Here is a 16,980-nt window from a genome sequence, read left to right as displayed (position 1 = left end):
TCTTATACATCAAAGTAGACGGAAAGCGCACCGACAGATGACGGAAAAGAAGGCGGTTTTGGAAATCAGGGCCGTGGTATGTAGCGAACGCCGTGGTCGCCGGCCACGACCAGATCGGTCGCCATATTGAGGAAGAGGCCATGCTCGACGAGACCGGCGCGTGCGCCAAGCCGCTGCGCCAGGGCCTCCAGATCGTCGATGGGGCCAAAGTTGCAGTCGACAATCCAGTTGCCATTGTCGGTGACGTAGGGCGTCCCTTCCGCAGTCATGCGTAGATTGACCTGCGCGCCCAGCGAAGCCAGGTGGCGCACCTGCGAGGCGTATCCAAAGCGCATGATCTCGATCGGCACAGGCCACTTCACGCCGAGCTGAGGCGAGAGTTTGCGTTCATCGACGACAATCACGAGACGCCGGCTGGCCTGCGCCACGATCTTTTCGCGCAGCAGCGCCCCTCCGCCTCCTTTGATCAGGTTGAACGCCGGGTCGACTTCATCGGCGCCGTCGATGGTGACGTCGATCTCGCGCGGCAGATCGTCGGAAAGCAAGGGGATGCCCAGCGCCATCGCCTCTTGAAGGGTGGCCAATGACGTGGCGACGCCCACGATGTTGCGCAATTCGCCGCTGCGCACCATGGCGCCGATGCGCCGCACTGCGTGGATGGCGGTGCTGCCGGTGCCCAGGCCAACCACCATGCCCGACTCCACGAAGCGCACGGCGTACTCGCCTGCTTCTCGTTTGAATGTGGCATAGGCATCGACAGGTTGAGCGGTTGATTTTGAGACAGTTCTGTCCGTCACGGGCAATTCTCTCCAACAGCGTGAAGTTCAATCGGAAGACATGCGCTCCAGCCCATAGCGGGCGGCGCCGATCAACGCCGCCTGCGTCAACACGACGTGGACGGGAATCCGGCTGATCATCTCCGAGAAGCGCCCTTTGTGGGTGAAGGCCCGCATAAAGCGCTCCCCGCGCAACAGCGGCAGGATGCGCGGGGGGATGCCGCCGCCCAGATAGACGCCGCCGGTGGCCAGCACTTTGAGCGCCAGGTTGCCCGCCTCTGCGCCGAGCACGCTCACGAACATTTCCATCGCGGCCACGCACAACGGGTCCGGCTCAACGGGGTCGAGGGCCGCCTGCACGATGATAGGCGTGCGGTCGTCCGTCGTCGCCAACGCCTGCGCAATGCGCGGCGACTCGGGGAAACGGCCGCTGTCTCGGAAAAAGTCATAAATGTTGGGGATGCCGATGCCGGAGCAGATGCGCTCGTAGCCGGCGTGGCCGTAGCGCTTGAGCAGAAAGCGCAACAGTTCGATCTCGACTTCGTCGTTGGGGCCGAAGTCGGTGTGGCCGCCTTCAGAGGCGTAAGCCATATAGGAGCTTCCGGTCCAGACCAGAAAAGCTTCGCCCAGACCGGTGCCCGGCGCGATCACGGCGATGGCGCCGTATTCGGCAGGCTCGCCTTTGTTGAGCGTTTCAAGGTCGGCCGGGGTCAACTGCGGTACAGCATAGGCGGTCGCCTGCAGATCGTTGAGCAGCCAGACGCGTCGCAGGTTGAGTTCGGCGGCGAGCGCTGCGCTGTCGACGATCCATGGGAGGTTGGTGAGCTGCGCCCGTCCACCGATCACCGGCCCGGCGACGTCGAAGCAGGCGTATTCCACAGGGAGATTGGTCCGAGCGATGAACTCGCGCACCATGTCGGCCAGGTCGGTGTATTCTGCGCTGGGGAAGATTGCTTCCGCCACAGGGCGTCGCGGACCTTCGGCGAGCGAAAAGACGGCCAGCTGCGTCTTGGTGCCTCCGATGTCTCCTGCTAAGAGCATTGCACGCGTCTCCTTCAGAGGGATGGGTCGAGAATATTGATAGGTCGATTATATCATGGGCCAAAAGGAGAATGGGATGGGGCGCGTCTGCAATTCACAATCGGTGGGCGTCGCATCCAGGAAGCTTCTCATGGAGCTTTCCAGATTTCATAGAGCGCTGCGCCGTCCCGCTGCGTGAAGCGACGCTCCAACACCGGCGTTCGTCCGCGCGCCGCCACAGCGGCGAAGAAGCGCTCCCGGCGCCCCTGGAACACGGTCGCCTGCTCGCTGTGCAGCAGGTAAACGTTGTCCGGGTTATCCAGAAAGACGGCGAGCCGTTGCTCGAATTCGTCATCCGGCGCTGCGGGCGACGTATATCCAAAAATTTCGATCGGCGTCACCGCACCCTCGGACAAAAAGCGCACGGTGGCGTCGATGCCCCAGTCGAGCGCAACCGGCGCCCCCAGGCCGTTGTAACGCAGATGATAAGCCAGGTGATAGCTGGCGTCGGAATGGTCGGCGAGGCCGCCGCTCTGCGCCAGCGCGCGGTGATAGGCGACGGTGTTGGCGAGATCGACGATGAAAACTGCCAGGAGCAGCCCGGCCGTGAGCGAACGTAAAACTCGCAGCGACGTAGATAGACTGGCTTTGGCGCGCGATCGCTGCGCAAAGAGCGCGCCCGCCGCCACCGCGATCACGCCCAGCGCCAACGGTTGGAGCAATGCATAGTGGGTGATGAAGAGGTCGCTCACGGTGAAGATGCTCAGCGCCACTGCGCTCAGAAGCAGCGAAAGCGGCGGCGCCACCTGTTGCGGCGCGCGCAACAGGCCGAGCGCAACGATCAGCAGCCCAACCCAAGGCGCCACGGGGTTGGCGAACACTGCGCCGAGATACCAGAATTGATCTCCGCGTAAAATCTGAACAAGCTGGCCCAAGCGGGTGACAAGGTTAGCGCCCAGCGCCAGATTGTCGACGCCGTAGTAGCTGCGCCCCAGATTGGCGACGATGCTGCTCAGCGTGCCGCCGCTTTGCAGGTTGAACCAAATCAGCGGCGTCAGCGGCGCGGCGAAGGCGAGCGCCGCCAGTCCCAATGTCGATGGAGCGAGAGCCAATGGCTTGTCTCCCGCGCGTCGCCGACGGAGCCAGGCGAGGAGTGCAAAGAGCGCCAGCGGCGCAATCACCCAGATGGCCAGCAGCTTGGCGTACAGCGCCAGCCCGGCGGCCAACGCTGCAATCACCAGCGCGGCTGGGCGACCGATGCGCAGCCAGCGGATCGTCTGCCAGATGCATAAGAAGACAAAGACCTGGGTCACATTGGTGACAAAGACGCCTTGTCGACTCCAGAAGACGAACCCCGGCGACGCGGCGATCCACCAGACGGCGAGCAAACCGGCGAAGGAGATCGGCGCAGGAGAAGGCCGGCCATCGACGGTCGTTCTGCTGCGCCAGGCCATCCACTCGGAGATGCTGCGCTCCGCCAACAGCAGGGCCAACAGCCCGCAGAGCACCGGCAGCGCGCGCAGGTTGGGAACACCGATGCCGGTGAAGGCGAGAAAAGGCAGCGCCAGGTAGACGTTGAGCGCGCCGATGTAGTCTTGCACCATCAAGGGGAAGGTGCGCCCCATCACCTCCACGCCGACGCCGCGAAACGCTGTGATGGGCGCGCCGGTCAGAATCTCCATGGCGTTGAGGCCGGCCTCGCGCGCTTCGTCATAGTGCAGGCCGGGCAGCCCAAGTTGATGGAAAGCCAGCGCCAGATAGAGCGCCAGCCCGGTCAGCAAGGCGATGCGGCGGAGCGTCATAAGGCGGACAGACGATGCAGGGGGTTATTCGGCGAACAGAAAAACTTCGCTGACCATGCTCTGATAATTCCAGCCGCTGGCGTAGATGCGAATGGAGTCGATGCGCGCCGGACGCGTATCTTTCAACAGCTCCATGAGGTTGGGCGAGCGATAGGTGTACCAGGTGAAAGGCGGAATCTTTTCACCGTTGACGATCTTCCAGTTTTCGTTCTCCGGGTCGCGATAATAAAAGCCATGCCCCCACGCCAGCTGTTTGCCGTAAATGTCCGTATATGTGATTTCGACGCGCAGCGGATATTCGGAGCTGAGATAGCCGGCGCCCGGCAGGCTCTGGAAGAGCAGTTTGACGTCGAGCTGGAGAATCAGGCTGTCGTAGACGTTGACGTCCCTGCCGATGTGCTGCCGAATGCCGACCTCGGTGGGAACGTTGTCCTCGCCCTGCCGAATAAAATAGGCGACGCGGCGGCCGTCGCGCTCCATGATGCTGACGCGGCCCGGCGTAACATTTTGTGCGATCACGTAGCTTTCCCAGGTGTCGCGCATCGCTTCGGTGAAGTTGCCGTTGCGCAGCAGGTTTTCCGTGGCCGCCAGCGGTGCGTCGGCGAGGGCGTCGGCCGTCATCCATCCGCGCAGCCCGGACGTCACGACGAGCGAGGCGAAGCCATCTTTTTGCATCACCGCCTCGCCTGCGCTGACCATCACGCTGGTCTGCTCCGGCGTCACCGCAATCTGATAGCTGCCGGTGGAGAGATCGACCTCGCCGTGTGGGGTGACGAGATGAACGGCGAAGGGGCGACGTTCGCCGCTGTTGGTGAAGACGCGCAGCTGGCCGCGCTCCACCGTCAATTGCGCCTGGTGCGGAGCGCTGCTCATCGAAAACATCGGGCTGCGAATGCGGTCGATGCGCAGCCGCGTGCCGGAGAAAATCTGGACGCTGCCCAGGGACTGGTCGTCATTGCGTTCACTGATTAAGCGGATCGTGGCCTGCGTTGGGCTGTCTCCCGCCTCGATCACGCTGCCCTCCACCACCTGGTCGCGCAGGTCGGTGATGGCGATCGGCTCCAGCGAACGCGGAGGGTAGAGCAGGACTGTGCCCTGCGTCGGGTCGAGCACGGCGGCCTGTTTGACAGTGGCAATCTCGATGAAGTGGCGGATGGCAAGCGGCACGGTGATGGCGAGCGTGACGAAGATGGCGAAGCTGGTCAGCAGCACAATCCACGCCAGGCGCTCGGGATTTTCGCGCAGGCGATGGCGGGGCTGGGCGCTCCAAATGGTTTCCGCCGAGGAGGTGTGCATCGGCTCTGAACTCATGGTCGCTCCTGCCCCTCATCCGGGGCTGTCTCTCCTCCCGTCGTCGGGCGGGAGGCGTTCAACAGCGCTGAAAGCCGCTCGATCCAGTAACTTGCATCCTGATCGGCTGGATTGACTTCGAGCGCGGCGCGGAACCACTCGATCGCCTGCGCCAACTCGCCGCGCTCTTTATAGATCAGGCCGAGGTGATAGTGAACGTTGGGCGCTTTCGGATCGATCTCCAGGGCGCGTTTGTAAGCGCGGATGGCTCGTTCTTGCTGTTGGGGGCCGGAAAGCTCCAGTCGCCCCAGATGCGCCGCCGCCAGGTTGACCCAGATCATGGCGTTGTCGGCGTGCAGCTCGGCGGCCTTGCTCAGCACCTGCTCCGCCTTGCGCCATTTCGCCATGAGAATGTAGGCGCCGCCCAGGTTGAGCGCCACGTCGGGGTGGGTGGGCGCCTGTTCATAGAGCGGAAGCAGCTTTTCCAGCGCAGCCTGCGGTTGGTTCATGCGCAGCAGCCAGGCGCTTTCGGCCAATGCGCGCTTGAATTCCTCCGACTGTGACTCAAAGGACATAACCTCTCCCTTTTGCCCTGCGCCATAAACGCCTTGCTCCTCCTGGCGCAGGTGCTCTGATGCCCTGGCGATCGAACGAATTGGCGAGTGGACAGGTTCCCGTCGATCACATAACAATACTGCATGCCGCCGCGAAGCTGCAAACCGCCGCAGCAGGCGCGTGTTGCTTCCCCGTGTAGGCGTGCCGCGCAACGTTTCACAATTGATTGCGTAATTCAATTAATGAATAATGAACAATGCGTGGATGCGTTTTACGCAACGAAACATGCATCAAGAAACGCGTTAAAAGTTATCCAACGAAAGGACGTCTGCGATGACATATCCTGGCGGGACGCCAATCATAGTGAAGAAAGAGCCGGGCTGCCTGGTGCAAATCCTGTGGTTTGTTTTTATCGGCTGGTGGCTGGGTAGTTTCGCTGTGACTGCGGCTTACATTTTCTTTTTATTGATCGTGACCATTCCGCTGGGGATTGCGATCCTGAACCATATTCCGATGATCATGGCGTTGCGTCAGCCCGACCGCCTGATCACGCCCTATGGCGAAGTCCGGGTTCCGCAGTATCCCTTTCTGGTGCGGGCGCTGTGGTTTATTGTGGTGGGCTGGTGGCTGGCGGCGATTGCGCTTTCGGTCGGCTACCTCTTGTGCATGACGATCATCGGCCTGCCGCTGGGCTTTTGGATTTTCGACAGGGTGCCGGGGCTGCTGACGCTGCGGCGAGATTAAGGCGCAATTCATTCGAGAAAGAGGGTTCATGCATGTAAAGAGAGCGGGCGTTTGGCCCGCTCTCTTCGCGCATGACGTGCGCCCCTGACAGGACTCGAACCTGTGCACCCGGCTCCGGAGGCCGGCGCTCTATCCTCTGAGCTACAGGGGCAGTTGTTTATGAATAGTATACATCAGGTTGGGCGAGGGTTCAAAGCCGATCTGTTCCGTTATTGAAAAAGAAACAAGCGAACCGAGACTCTGTGCGCTTATAGGATGCACAGATCAAAAGATTCGCTGAATGCGCTTGCGGATTGAAGTGCTGGACCTCTCACCGTCGTGCAGAGCTGTTTCATGCAAGTATTGCATTCAAGCTTACAACATAGTATAGTGACGGCATCGAGTCCCGATTTTTCTCTTCTCAATGAACGCCTACTTGCACAATTGTTTCTCCTTTGGAGAGCCGAAAATTTTAAGGTTTGTATGTCGAGTGTGCGCACTACTGGGTGCGCACAAGGTTGATATCCTGTGAGAAAAGCAAAATCGTAAAGGGGCTTCAGCACATGTGCGCTCAATCATTGGATCAGTTTGAAAATTCAGGTGCGAAACCGGAAGAGATAAAAAGAACAGCGCGCATTTTGGAGACCGTCCTGCTGATTGCAACTTTTCCCAAAAAGTATCACCGCAAAGATTTGGTGGAGCGCTTTGAGATCAGCCCACGCATGATGGACAAGGACCTGGAGATCATTCGCCATGGCTTGAAACTCCCTCTGAGGAAAGATAGAAACGGTTATTACTTTGAACGAACTCCAGAGCTTCCGATGCTGAGGCTTGGTTTCGCCGAAGCATTGGCGCTCCTCATCGCCGTGCAATCTGCAAAGGGCGTCTCCGGATTGGGTGGCCCTGAACTGGCATCCGCCATCGCCCGACTGGAGTCATTGTTTCCTGATGAGTACGTAGTGATGTTGAGGCAATTGGCTAAGCCGGCTCCTCTCAGCAGTCACTATCAGCAACGACAAAAAATGCTGACATTGCTGACAAAAGCGCACATTGAAAAACGTAAACTTCGCATTCTCTACGAAACCGCTTCGCGCAACGGCGAAATTTCCGAGCGCGTCGTGTGCCCATATGCGTTGGTGCCATATGTACGCTCCTGGCAACTTGTCGCTTACTGCGAAAAACGACGCGATGTGCTGATGTTCAAGGTCGATCGCATTCTCGAAGCGACGATACTGGATTCGTCCTATGAGATTCCCGCCGATTTTGACTTTGATCGATATATGGGAAACGCCTGGGGGATGATGCGGGCAGGCGAGGAAGCGGTGGAAGAAGTCATTCTATTGTTCGAACCAAACGCCGGACGCTGGGTTGCTGAGGAGCAATGGCATAAGAGTCAGCAAGTCGAACAATTGGCGGATGGCAGCGTGCTTTTTAGAGTGCGCATTCCGGTCACCCCGGAATTTATGAACTGGGTCATGTATTACGGAGCTAAAGTGAAAGTGCTTCAACCGCAACATCTTCGAGAAAAGATTGTAGAGGAGCATCGGCGCGCAGCTCTACTGAATCAAGAGGAGTGATTCACCATGTTTAACTTTGCAGGCCACCTGTATTTCGACGTTGGCGTCGCGACCGTCACGGCGTTCGCCGACAAACGGCATCCTTCCGAGCTCACCGAAGCAGACCTGGAGCAGATTGCAGAGTACATGGAGGTTGAGTATCTGCGACAACCTCTCCGCTCCTTTTTAACCGTTGCGTTTCCCAACTCAGGCTTCACCCAACCTGCTTTCTTTGAGCAACCCGAAAAGCAAAAACTTTACGCTCATCGTGTTTTGAAAAGTTTTCGAGCAGACGCACAGCGAACGTCAGAAATTTGTGTATTCACCGGCAAGCCAGCGACGGCGGTTTCATATGATGTCAAAGATGAACTGCTTCCGGGGAGGGCTTTTCGCCAGCATATTCCTCTTCTGACCGGAGAAGAGCCGATCAACTTTTTCCCCTATGGGGACGCCGGCCTGCCCGTCTCGGGAGAGGCGATGCTTGCGATTCAAGCATTTCCTCTAGGGTGCGCTAAGGTGGGAGGGCGCCTTTTGGCGGTTCATTCAGACAACGATGAAATCCTCCTGCATTTCGCCGCCGCCTTTCTAAATCAAAATCGACGCGCCGTTCAGCTGGCCCGGGAGGCGGGAAGCACAAAATTGCCGGAGTCGCCGCTTTCAAGAGGCACACTGCTGATAGACACTCTTCTGAAGGCCAGTCGCATGCAAAAGGAGGCGCTGGAAGAGGAACAGGCGTTTTCTTTGACGGCGTATCATTTATCGAACAGTGGACAAGGCGTCAGTCTCGATATTTTTTATCTTCCTATGGAGATCATCGGCTTTCTGCGAGAGATGCAATCCGACAAGTATCGCCACCAGTGGGAGGCGATCGTTCGGAGAGCATGGGAGGTTGCGCCCACAAAAAAGGGAGGCAAACAGAAGCAAAGCGATTTTCAACCGCGTATCAACTGGCTTTATGAGGACATTTTCAATCTGCCCTGGAACGCCCAGAAGTTTGTGCGCATTTACTTTCTTCGTCAGGCGCTGCGCATGGCAAAACCTCTAAGCGGCGATCCAAGGGTCGGCTATTCTCTGCGTCAGGAAATTGAACTCGTCTCTTGGGGGATCACCGCACGTTTTCTAAGGAGAGTGATGAACATGGAGCAAGAACGCATTGAAGAAATTCGTAAGTTGGGCGACCGCCTGGCTGAGTACGTCAGTGTGGAGAACGATCGAAGGTTTTTCCAAGGTTTTCTGAGGGAGTCGCGCTATCCCTACTTTCGCAGCTTGCTGCTAAAAGCGAACCTTGCCAGCGTCAGACGCGGCAATCCACCGTTGATCACCCTTGAGCCATACATCACCGTATTCGAAGAGGGCGACGAAGTGGCGAGGGCCGACTGGAGTTTTGCGCGGGATCTGGTGCTGATCCGCATGATCGAGCGTCTGCATGAGACAGGTTGGCTGCGCAAAAATAGCGATGTAATTCCTGAGGATAATGCTGGAGAGATGCAAGCTGATCAAGATTAATTCCCTGCGTTGCACCGATCTATACCGGCTTTTTGAAACGAAAAGGAGAAGATCGATGTCTTTCGTAACCGGCCTCTTTTTGATTGACGCTCCAGCTTCTGCTTTGAACAACCTGGGGAGCGTGCCCGGCGCCCGCACAGACAACACCGTCGGCGTCAAAGTCATTCGTGCAAAAGATGGAACGTACCCTTATGTATCGGCGCAAGCGTTTCGTTACTGGCTGCGCACGACGCTGGAAAGCAGCGATCTAGGCTGGCAGGCTGCCCCGATCTATCGAGAGGAAAAGGTGGCCTACACCGACGCCAATCCCATCCGATGGTGGGACGATGACTTATTTGGATATATGCGTGCTCCTTCCAAGCGCACATCCGCAGTCGAAAAGCGCAGCGCCGATGCATCGCGCACAGAAGAAACGCCCACAACGGACACCGTGACGCGCGTTTCACCGTTCCGAGTCAGCACACTGGTGTCGATCGCCCCTGTAACCCTCACCGAAGACTTCGGCACCATGTCGCGCCATGAAGGCGACCCTGTGCCGCATGAACATCAATTTTACCGCACGACGTTGAAAGGTCTGTTTTCGCTCGATCTCGACGCATGTGGCACCTTCTCCTATCAACGTCGAACCGGCTTTCGCAATCTGGACGAAGAACGCGTCAAGGAGGCGCGACAGAAAAATCTGATTCATTTAGAAGATCGGAAGTCCTATCGTCTCCCGGTTGATGAGCGCGCCAAGCGAATCAGCACGCTCTTTGAGGGTTTTGCCGTGCTGGAAGGCGGGGCCAAACAGACGTTGCATTACACGGACGTTGCTCCGGCCCTGGTGATTATGGCTGTAACGAAGGGGGGCAACCATCTGTTCGGGCATGTGATCGGCGCCTCTGGACGTGGATTGCCTGAGTTTAAGATTGACGCTTTCAAAGAGGCGCTTGACGTCTTTCAAGATGATATTCTTTCGGACATCTACATCGGTTGGGTGAAAGGCTACCTAGACGATGAGCGCAAAAAAGTGGAAGCGTTCATTGCAGAAAGCGGCGCTCAAAACATTCAGATAAGCCACCCGCGAGACGCGTTTCGAGCCCTAGCTGAACAACTGCGCAAGGCGGAAAACCAGAAGTGGCTTGAATAGGAGGGCACATGCGCGTATTGAAAGTGGTGGCGGAAGGATTGACGACATCCTTCCGCTACCCTCACTTTATGCAACAAGTTCATCCAAGTTTTCCGGCGCCGCCGCCTGCAACCATCTACGGTCACATATGCAGCGCCTTGGGGGAATGGTTTGACCCGCAAGGGGTCAAAGTGGCGTACCAGTTCACACACCAAGGCATCGCACGCGACCTGGAACATATCGTCGTGGCGAAACCCGCCGGCGGCAAACTGGGCGAAACCACGCATCCCAAGGTTTTAGAGGGCAACATCAATCCATTCGAGCGAGAGATCTTCTTTCGACCTCGTTTGACTCTTTACATTAACCGTCCGGAATGGCTTTCGATGTTCCAGAGCCCGCGCTATGCAGTGGTGTTGGGGCGTTCACAAGATTTGTTCACCTACACCAGCGTTGAGGTTATCCAGCTCGAGCAGAGCGAACGGGCTTATTTCGGACATACAGTGCTCCCATATGAGATGGCGCTCCAGGCGCGTCGTGGGGTGACCGTTCTGATGCCTCGATTCATCGATTACAACAGGAATCGTCACCCAACTTTCCAGCGATACTTTGTCGTCCAAGAGCCAGTAGTGTTGCCCAACGAAGAAGGGCTGCGATTTGCAGAAGCTCGTTACGGACCCTACTGGACTGACCCGTATGCACCGAAGTTTAGAGACGCCCCTCTTGGGCTTATTTTTCTCAGTTTTGTTGGAGATGAAGGATGAGACGCCCCTTGTGCTGGCCTGATTGGCTGGAGGGTGTCTGGGCCAAAAGCGCGGAGAAAGGAGCAGGCGGCTCACCGGAATCATTGGCGCAACACACCTGGCTTGTGCTGGAGCGATTCAGCGACTTGACGCGCCTGCGCCCTCATCTTCCACAGGCCGTTGGCGCACCGAGATTATGGCACATCCTGTTCTGGTCCATCATGCTCCATGATTTTGGGAAAGCCGCCGGCGGATTTCAAGCGCGCTTACGTGGTGGGCCGCGTTGGCCGTATCGGCATGAAGTCTTGTCTCTGGCATTCATAGATTGGATTGCAGGGGCGTTCACCGCTGATGAACTTCCTTGGGTTGTTGCAGCGGTCGTCTCTCATCATCGCGACGCCGAGGAGATTCAAAATGCATATGAGCCTCCAGAGGATCCATATGAAGAGGACATCGTTGCAACGCTTATCGCCGAATTGCCTGATGAGTCGATGCAAGGAATGTGGCGATGGCTGGCCGAATGCAGCGCAGACTGGATTGACTCGCTGGGGTTAGACCAGCTTGGTGTGCAGCCAGCTCCTCTGCCAGAAGTCGAACAAGCGGTGCAGCAGATTCGTAAGAAGGGGGTCGATCAAGTTCGTCATTGGTTGCGCGTGTATCGTCGCTTCTTTAAAACAATTACTCAGAGCAACGACCCTGCGCTCATCATCGGCACATTGGCATTACGCGGGCATATCATCAATGCCGATCAGAGCGCCTCAGCGCATGTGCATAGTCCGCTAAAGGTGGATTTTGACGCAAAGACGGTGCTGGAGCAGTGCGGCATCAACCCCAACGCGCTTTATCACCATCAGCGCCTTGCAGGAGAAATCTGTGGTTCGGCCATATTGATTGCCCCTACAGGCAGCGGGAAGACCGAGGCAGCTCAACTTTGGGCTGCCCGTCAAGCTACTGAAAGGGGCATCACTCGTCTGTTTTACACCCTGCCCTATCAGGCCAGCATGAATGCTATGCAGCGACGACTTGCCCATAGTTATGGCGAAATGCATGTTGGCATCTTGCATGGCCGCGCTTTGTCTGCTCTGTATCGCCTGATGCTGGAAAAGGAGTACGATCCCCGGCGAGCAGCAAAAGAAGCACGGTGGGCGCGCAACCTGGCTCAGCTAAACCAACAGCCGGTGCGCGTTTTCAGTCCGTTTCAGATGCTGAAAGGCATGTATCGTCTAAAAGGATATGAAGCGCTATTGCTGGACTACCATGGGGCAGCTTTTATCTTCGACGAGATTCATGCGTATGAGGTGCGTCGCCTGGCGATGATCCTAAAAACAATCGAGTATCTCGCGAGGAACTATAGCGCCCGATTCTTGATCATGTCGGCCACGTTCCCGAGTTTGATCCGCCGGCAGTTGCATAGTGCGCTGAATTTTCCAGCGGAGATTTTGGCCGATGAGGCGGTGTTCATCCAGTTTCGACGCCATCGTCTTCATCTGCTCGACGGCGAATTGACCGACGAAGAAAGCCTGCAGCGCATCTGCGCCGACGCTCAACAAGGTAAATCGGTGCTCGTGGTTTGCAACCTGGTTGCACGTGCACAGGACGTGTATGAACAGTTGCGTCCGCGACTGGCTCACCAGCGCATCGAAGTTATCTTGCTTCACAGTCGGTTCACAATTCGCGACCGCCTTTACAAAGAAACGCTGATTCGTCATGCCGTAGGGTCAAAAAGCGATCAGAGAAAACCCGTTGTCTTAGTGGCGACGCAGGCGGTGGAGGTGAGTCTCGACATCGATCTCGATGTGCTCTACAGCGACCCTGCACCGCTCGAGGCTTTGGTGCAGCGATTTGGGCGCATCAATCGTCGACGCTTACATCCTGACTTAGCCCCTGTGCATGTCTTCTGCCGGCCAGACGACGGTCAAAAAATTTACGCTGCCGATATCGTCAAGCGAACCATCGATATTTTGAAACGGGAGGATGGAAGGCCGATCGACGAAAGCTCGATCGGTTCGTGGCTTGATGAAATTTACACCGGCGAAATCGCCGAGCAATGGCAGAACGAATACGCCAGGGCGGCAAGCGAATTCGAAGCAACCTGCATACGCACATTACGCGCCTTTCAATCCGATCTCATGCTTCAAGAGGAGTTCTACAAAGCTTTCGACGGTCTTGAGGTGCTTCCGAATGATTTATACGACGAATACGCACGGCTGTACGAGGATGACCCTATTCGAGCCCACGATTTACTTGTTCCTATTTCCTGGCGCAGCTATCATGCGTTGGCTCGTCAAGGTATGGTGAAAGCAGGCGATCGCCGCACGCCGCCTGTTGTGCTGACGTCGTACACTGCCGAGCAAGGCTTGATGTTCGATTCTTTCTCGGGGACAGAACAATAGAAGCATTCTCAGAAACTATTTTTCAATAGAGGTCTGTTCAAAATGACTTCTTCCGACAGATTTCGTTTTTCATACAACCGAATCCCATTGATTGCGCACCATTTCCGTTTCTTGGTGACGGCGGAGACGCCGATCTTCTTTCACGACTTCAAAGGCAGTGCGCTGCGCGGAGCGATGGCCGGCTATCTGAAGCGCACCTATTGTCCGGAGTGGCGCGCAGAAAAGACCGAACCGCTGCATCAGGCCCTCTGTCCTATCTGTCAGTTGCTCAGCTATGAGCTGGCCCCAGAAGGGGGCGGAGATATCCGCCGTCCCTTCGCCCTCCGGCCGCCATTGACGACACAGAACGTTTTTACGCCTGGGGAGTCCTTTGATTTTGGATTGACGCTCTTTGGCAATCAATTGATCTATTTCCCCTATCTTGTGCTCGCAGTGCAGGCAGCCGGAGAGGATGGCGTTGGCGTCCGAGGAGAAAACGGACGCCGCGGCCGCTTTCGCATTGCGCGCATCGACGCTGTCAATCTGTTGAGCGGCGCAACGCAACCCGTGTTGGCGCCAGGCGCAACCACAGTGCAGACGGCGACGGCGCCGATCACCCATGAGGATGTTTTCCAAGCGGCGCAGGCGTTGAAAGAGCAGCTGCAGCGCAACGCAATGCATCTGACGGTCGAATTCGCAACTCCGCTGCGATTGATTCAGGCGGGACATATTGTGAAAGAAGCTGCATTTTTCCCGTTGATGAAACAGATCGTGCTGCGCGTGCTTGATCTTTGCGCCCAGCATGGAGAGGGCCGCCCGGATATTGTTCTCAAGCGCGATATTTTCCCTGCCGCAGACGCTGTGTCGCCGGTGGCCGACGAGACGCGTTGGTGGGATGTGGCGGGCTACTCTTCGCGTCTGGGACGCGAGCAACGGTTAGGCGGATTGATTGGAAAGGCGACTTATTGGGCCGAAAACTGGGACGCCTTGCTGCCCTGGCTGGTGTGGGGAGAGGTTGTGCAGGTAGGGAAAAATGTAGTGAAGGGGTGCGGCGTATATCAACTGAGCGTAGGATGAGAGATTTTTTGCGATCTTCTATCCATCGATCGAATCAGTCGAGGAGGAATTTCTGTGGGAATCGTTCAACATCTTATCGTGGACGAATTCGGCAGTTTCGTGGGGAAGAAGAGCGAGCGCCTAAGCGTCACCTGCCAGGGCGAAAAGCGCATCGAGGCGCCGCTGATGCACTTGGAGACGGTGTTGATTACCGGGAAAGGCATCAGTTTGAGCAGTGACGCTGTAGCGGCGTGTGCGGAAGCCGGAATCCCGATTCATTTTCTCGACGCGCACGGACGACCGGTCGGCAGTTTCTACAGCGCTTCGTTGACGGCGACGATTCAGACGCGACGCGCTCAGTTACAGGCTCGTGACAGCGAAAGAGGACTTCTGTTCGCCAAGGCGATTGCGACCGGCAAAATCCGCAACCAGAGCAACCTGCTCAAGTACCTCAGCAAAAACCGTCGCGAAAAACAGCCGGAGCTTTACCATGAAGTGCGCCTGCTGGCCGATGAGGTGCTCGACCATCTGGCTGAAGTCGAGCGTTGCATTGGGGAGACGGTCGATGCTTGCCGGGGCGTCCTGCTTTCGATCGAAGGGCGAGCTGCCCAGAAGTACTGGGCGGGCGTCAAACAGCTGCTACTTACTGAGGTGGACTGGCCTGGGCGGCGCACGCAGGGCGCAACCGATCCGTTGAATGCAGCCCTCAATTATGGCTATGGCATTCTCTATAGCGAAGTGGAGCGAGCATTGGTGCTGGCCGGCCTGGACCCGTATGCAGGATTTTTGCATGTAGATCGTCCAGGGAAGGCAAGCCTGGTGTTCGACCTTGTAGAGGAGTTCCGCCAGACTGTCGTAGACCGCACGATCATCGCTATTTTCAATCGCAATATGGCGATTGAGCTTGATGAACGTCATGCCTTGACAGAAGCAAGCCGCCGTAGCATTGCGGAAAAGATTCTTGCGCGCCTCGATGGCGCCGAGCCCTTTGAGGGGAAGCGCCATGCACTGCGCTCCATCATCCAGATGCAAGCCCGGCATCTGGCGACCTTCTTGCGTGGAGAACGGCCTGCGTACGATGCATTCGTTGCGTCTTGGTAGGAGATGTATCATGAAATGCCTTGTCATCTATGACATTCCTGACGACAAGATCCGAACCAAAATTGCTGACTTTTGTCTGGACTATGGTCTAGATCGCATTCAATACAGCGCCTTCATCGGCGACTTGAGCAACAATCATCAAGAGGAGCTTATGTTAAAGCTGGACAGACGTTTGGGCAAGGCGCCCGGTAGAATCGATCTGTTCCCAATATGTAAGGAGGACTGGCGCAGCCGAATTTCTATTCATCGTGAATCGGAAACTTCAACGGCATAAGACAGGAGCGTTCATGATGATGGAGCAGACTAGTGAAATCATGGAGCCTGATATTGAGACGCCGGAAAACGAGTGGCGAATTCGAGTCGCCGATATTAAGCAATATGCTTACTGTCCAAGGGTGGTTTTTTACGAGTATTGCCTACCCGGGGTGCGTCCCCTCACCTACAAAATGCAGCATGGCCTGGAAGCGCAGAGCCGTGTAGAGGAGCTAGAAAAACGCCGCAGTCTGCGGGAGTATCGGTTAACGGAAGGGGTGCGCCATTTTCATGTGGCGCTGACTTCGGAACGACTTGGCTGCACAGCTTTAATCGACCTCGTAGTGGAGAGCAGCGACGGCAGCCAGCGCCGATTGACGCCTGTAGACTTCAAAATGAGCCGTCGCGAGCCGGGGCGACACTTTCGGCTGCAGTTGGCCTGTTATGGGCTAATGTTAGAGGAAGTCTGGGGGGCGCCGGCGCCTGAAGGCGTTCTCTACCTCATTCCTCTCAAACGCCCCGTTCATATCAAACTCGACAAACAGTTGCGCAAGGAGGCGGAGCAAACGTTGGCGGAAATTCGTAAGATGGTCTTGGGGGAGCACATGCCTGCCCCGACTCCTCATCGAAATCGGTGTGTTGACTGTGAATTTCGCCGCTTTTGCAACGACGTGATATAAAGCCTGTAAGAAGACGCATCTTCGCAAATCGGAGAGAAACTGGAACGGTTACTGACGAAACTGCTGCTGTAGAAGCCGGTCGACACTGTTGCTCCAGAGCACAATTCATCATTTTTTCATCTCAAATTGGGGTTCCATTTCAACAAAAAGTCCATTTGCGACAAGAGGTTAGAAATAAGAAGGATGTAAAATTGAAACGGTCTCGAATCATCTTTTGTGGAAGCGCTATAAATGCATCGAGCAGTATGCAAAGGCATTTTTGCCAATGCGAAATGCTTTGAGCGGGTGCGGGTCTAGGCAACGATCCAACAGCGAGGATACTGAAACATTTCGCAAGATAAGTAGACTGTAGACATATCGAAGGTCTAGGCAACGATCCAACAGCGAGGATACTGAAACTGTCTTGTACAACATGCCTTACGGTCTGGGTCTTGGTCTAGGCA

General features: G+C 56.5%; 15 protein-coding genes and 1 tRNA gene. 10 read left to right on the top strand and 6 right to left on the bottom strand.

Annotation, left to right across the window (positions count from 1 at the left end; genetic code table 11):
• Nucleotides 1–65: 65 nt before the first annotated feature.
• The 5 genes from rpiA to Q0367_RS00185 all read right to left on the bottom strand — a co-directional run bounded on the left by rpiA (nucleotide 66) and on the right by Q0367_RS00185 (nucleotide 5,463).
• The gene (rpiA, locus tag Q0367_RS00205; RefSeq protein ID WP_298980536.1) at nucleotides 66–797 is read right to left on the bottom strand and encodes a ribose-5-phosphate isomerase RpiA; all 732 of its coding nucleotides are present in this window, start codon (nucleotides 795–797) and stop codon (nucleotides 66–68) included.
• Between the two features lie 27 nt (nucleotides 798–824).
• The gene (glk, locus tag Q0367_RS00200) at nucleotides 825–1,817 is read right to left on the bottom strand and encodes a glucokinase (RefSeq protein WP_298980535.1); all 993 of its coding nucleotides are present in this window, start codon (nucleotides 1,815–1,817) and stop codon (nucleotides 825–827) included.
• Nucleotides 1,818–1,945: 128 nt separating this feature from the next.
• On the bottom strand, nucleotides 1,946–3,598 hold the full coding sequence (locus Q0367_RS00195) for a hypothetical protein (RefSeq protein WP_298980534.1): 1,653 nt from the start codon (nucleotides 3,596–3,598) through the stop codon (nucleotides 1,946–1,948).
• A gap of 24 nt (nucleotides 3,599–3,622) precedes the next feature.
• Entirely contained in the window at nucleotides 3,623–4,909 is a 1,287-nt protein-coding gene (locus tag Q0367_RS00190; RefSeq protein ID WP_298980533.1) for a hypothetical protein, read from the bottom strand.
• Nucleotides 4,906–5,463, bottom strand: a complete 558-nt coding sequence (locus Q0367_RS00185) for a tetratricopeptide repeat protein (protein WP_298980532.1) — start codon at nucleotides 5,461–5,463, stop codon at nucleotides 4,906–4,908. Before Q0367_RS00185 ends, Q0367_RS00190 begins: the two co-directional genes overlap by 4 nt.
• A gap of 313 nt (nucleotides 5,464–5,776) precedes the next feature.
• On the opposite strand from Q0367_RS00185, the gene Q0367_RS00180 reads away from it, so the two are divergent.
• Nucleotides 5,777–6,187: a YccF domain-containing protein gene (locus Q0367_RS00180; protein WP_297641143.1), complete on the top strand. Its 411-nt coding sequence runs from the start codon at nucleotides 5,777–5,779 to the stop codon at nucleotides 6,185–6,187.
• A 79-nt stretch (nucleotides 6,188–6,266) separates the two neighbouring features.
• Here Q0367_RS00180 and Q0367_RS00175 read toward each other — a convergent pair.
• A tRNA-Arg gene (locus Q0367_RS00175) sits at nucleotides 6,267–6,338 on the bottom strand.
• Nucleotides 6,339–6,729: 391 nt separating this feature from the next.
• Here Q0367_RS00175 and Q0367_RS00170 point away from each other — a divergent pair.
• The 9 genes from Q0367_RS00170 to cas4 all read left to right on the top strand — a co-directional run bounded on the left by Q0367_RS00170 (nucleotide 6,730) and on the right by cas4 (nucleotide 16,537).
• Nucleotides 6,730–7,743 (top strand): YafY family protein, encoded by a 1,014-nt coding sequence (locus Q0367_RS00170; RefSeq protein ID WP_298980531.1) that lies wholly within the window; start codon nucleotides 6,730–6,732, stop codon nucleotides 7,741–7,743.
• Nucleotides 7,744–7,749: 6 nt separating this feature from the next.
• On the top strand, nucleotides 7,750–9,228 hold the full coding sequence (cas8a1, locus tag Q0367_RS00165; RefSeq protein WP_298980530.1) for a type I-B CRISPR-associated protein Cas8b1/Cst1: 1,479 nt from the start codon (nucleotides 7,750–7,752) through the stop codon (nucleotides 9,226–9,228).
• Between the two features lie 55 nt (nucleotides 9,229–9,283).
• The gene (gene cas7i / locus Q0367_RS00160; protein WP_363325813.1) at nucleotides 9,284–10,357 is read left to right on the top strand and encodes a type I-B CRISPR-associated protein Cas7/Cst2/DevR; all 1,074 of its coding nucleotides are present in this window, start codon (nucleotides 9,284–9,286) and stop codon (nucleotides 10,355–10,357) included.
• A gap of 8 nt (nucleotides 10,358–10,365) precedes the next feature.
• The gene (gene cas5b / locus Q0367_RS00155; protein ID WP_298980528.1) at nucleotides 10,366–11,097 is read left to right on the top strand and encodes a type I-B CRISPR-associated protein Cas5b; all 732 of its coding nucleotides are present in this window, start codon (nucleotides 10,366–10,368) and stop codon (nucleotides 11,095–11,097) included.
• Nucleotides 11,094–13,469, top strand: coding sequence for a CRISPR-associated helicase Cas3' (gene cas3, locus Q0367_RS00150; RefSeq protein WP_298980527.1), 2,376 nt, complete (start codon nucleotides 11,094–11,096; stop codon nucleotides 13,467–13,469). The genes cas5b and cas3 overlap by 4 nt, the downstream gene beginning before the upstream one ends.
• Nucleotides 13,470–13,556: 87 nt before the next feature.
• The gene (gene cas6 / locus Q0367_RS00145) at nucleotides 13,557–14,525 is read left to right on the top strand and encodes a CRISPR system precrRNA processing endoribonuclease RAMP protein Cas6 (RefSeq protein WP_297631424.1); all 969 of its coding nucleotides are present in this window, start codon (nucleotides 13,557–13,559) and stop codon (nucleotides 14,523–14,525) included.
• Nucleotides 14,526–14,579: 54 nt separating this feature from the next.
• Nucleotides 14,580–15,605, top strand: coding sequence for a CRISPR-associated endonuclease Cas1 (gene cas1 / locus Q0367_RS00140; protein WP_297631421.1), 1,026 nt, complete (start codon nucleotides 14,580–14,582; stop codon nucleotides 15,603–15,605).
• Nucleotides 15,606–15,615: 10 nt separating this feature from the next.
• Nucleotides 15,616–15,879: a CRISPR-associated endonuclease Cas2 gene (cas2, locus tag Q0367_RS00135; protein WP_297631417.1), complete on the top strand. Its 264-nt coding sequence runs from the start codon at nucleotides 15,616–15,618 to the stop codon at nucleotides 15,877–15,879.
• Nucleotides 15,880–15,895: 16 nt separating this feature from the next.
• Nucleotides 15,896–16,537, top strand: a complete 642-nt coding sequence (gene cas4 / locus Q0367_RS00130) for a CRISPR-associated protein Cas4 (protein ID WP_298980526.1) — start codon at nucleotides 15,896–15,898, stop codon at nucleotides 16,535–16,537.
• Nucleotides 16,538–16,980 lie beyond the last annotated feature (443 nt).

Source organism: uncultured Caldilinea sp. (genome assembly GCF_937128415.1).
Classification (GTDB): domain Bacteria; phylum Chloroflexota; class Anaerolineae; order Caldilineales; family Caldilineaceae; genus Caldilinea.
This window is presented reverse-complemented; position numbering and strand designations above follow the sequence as displayed.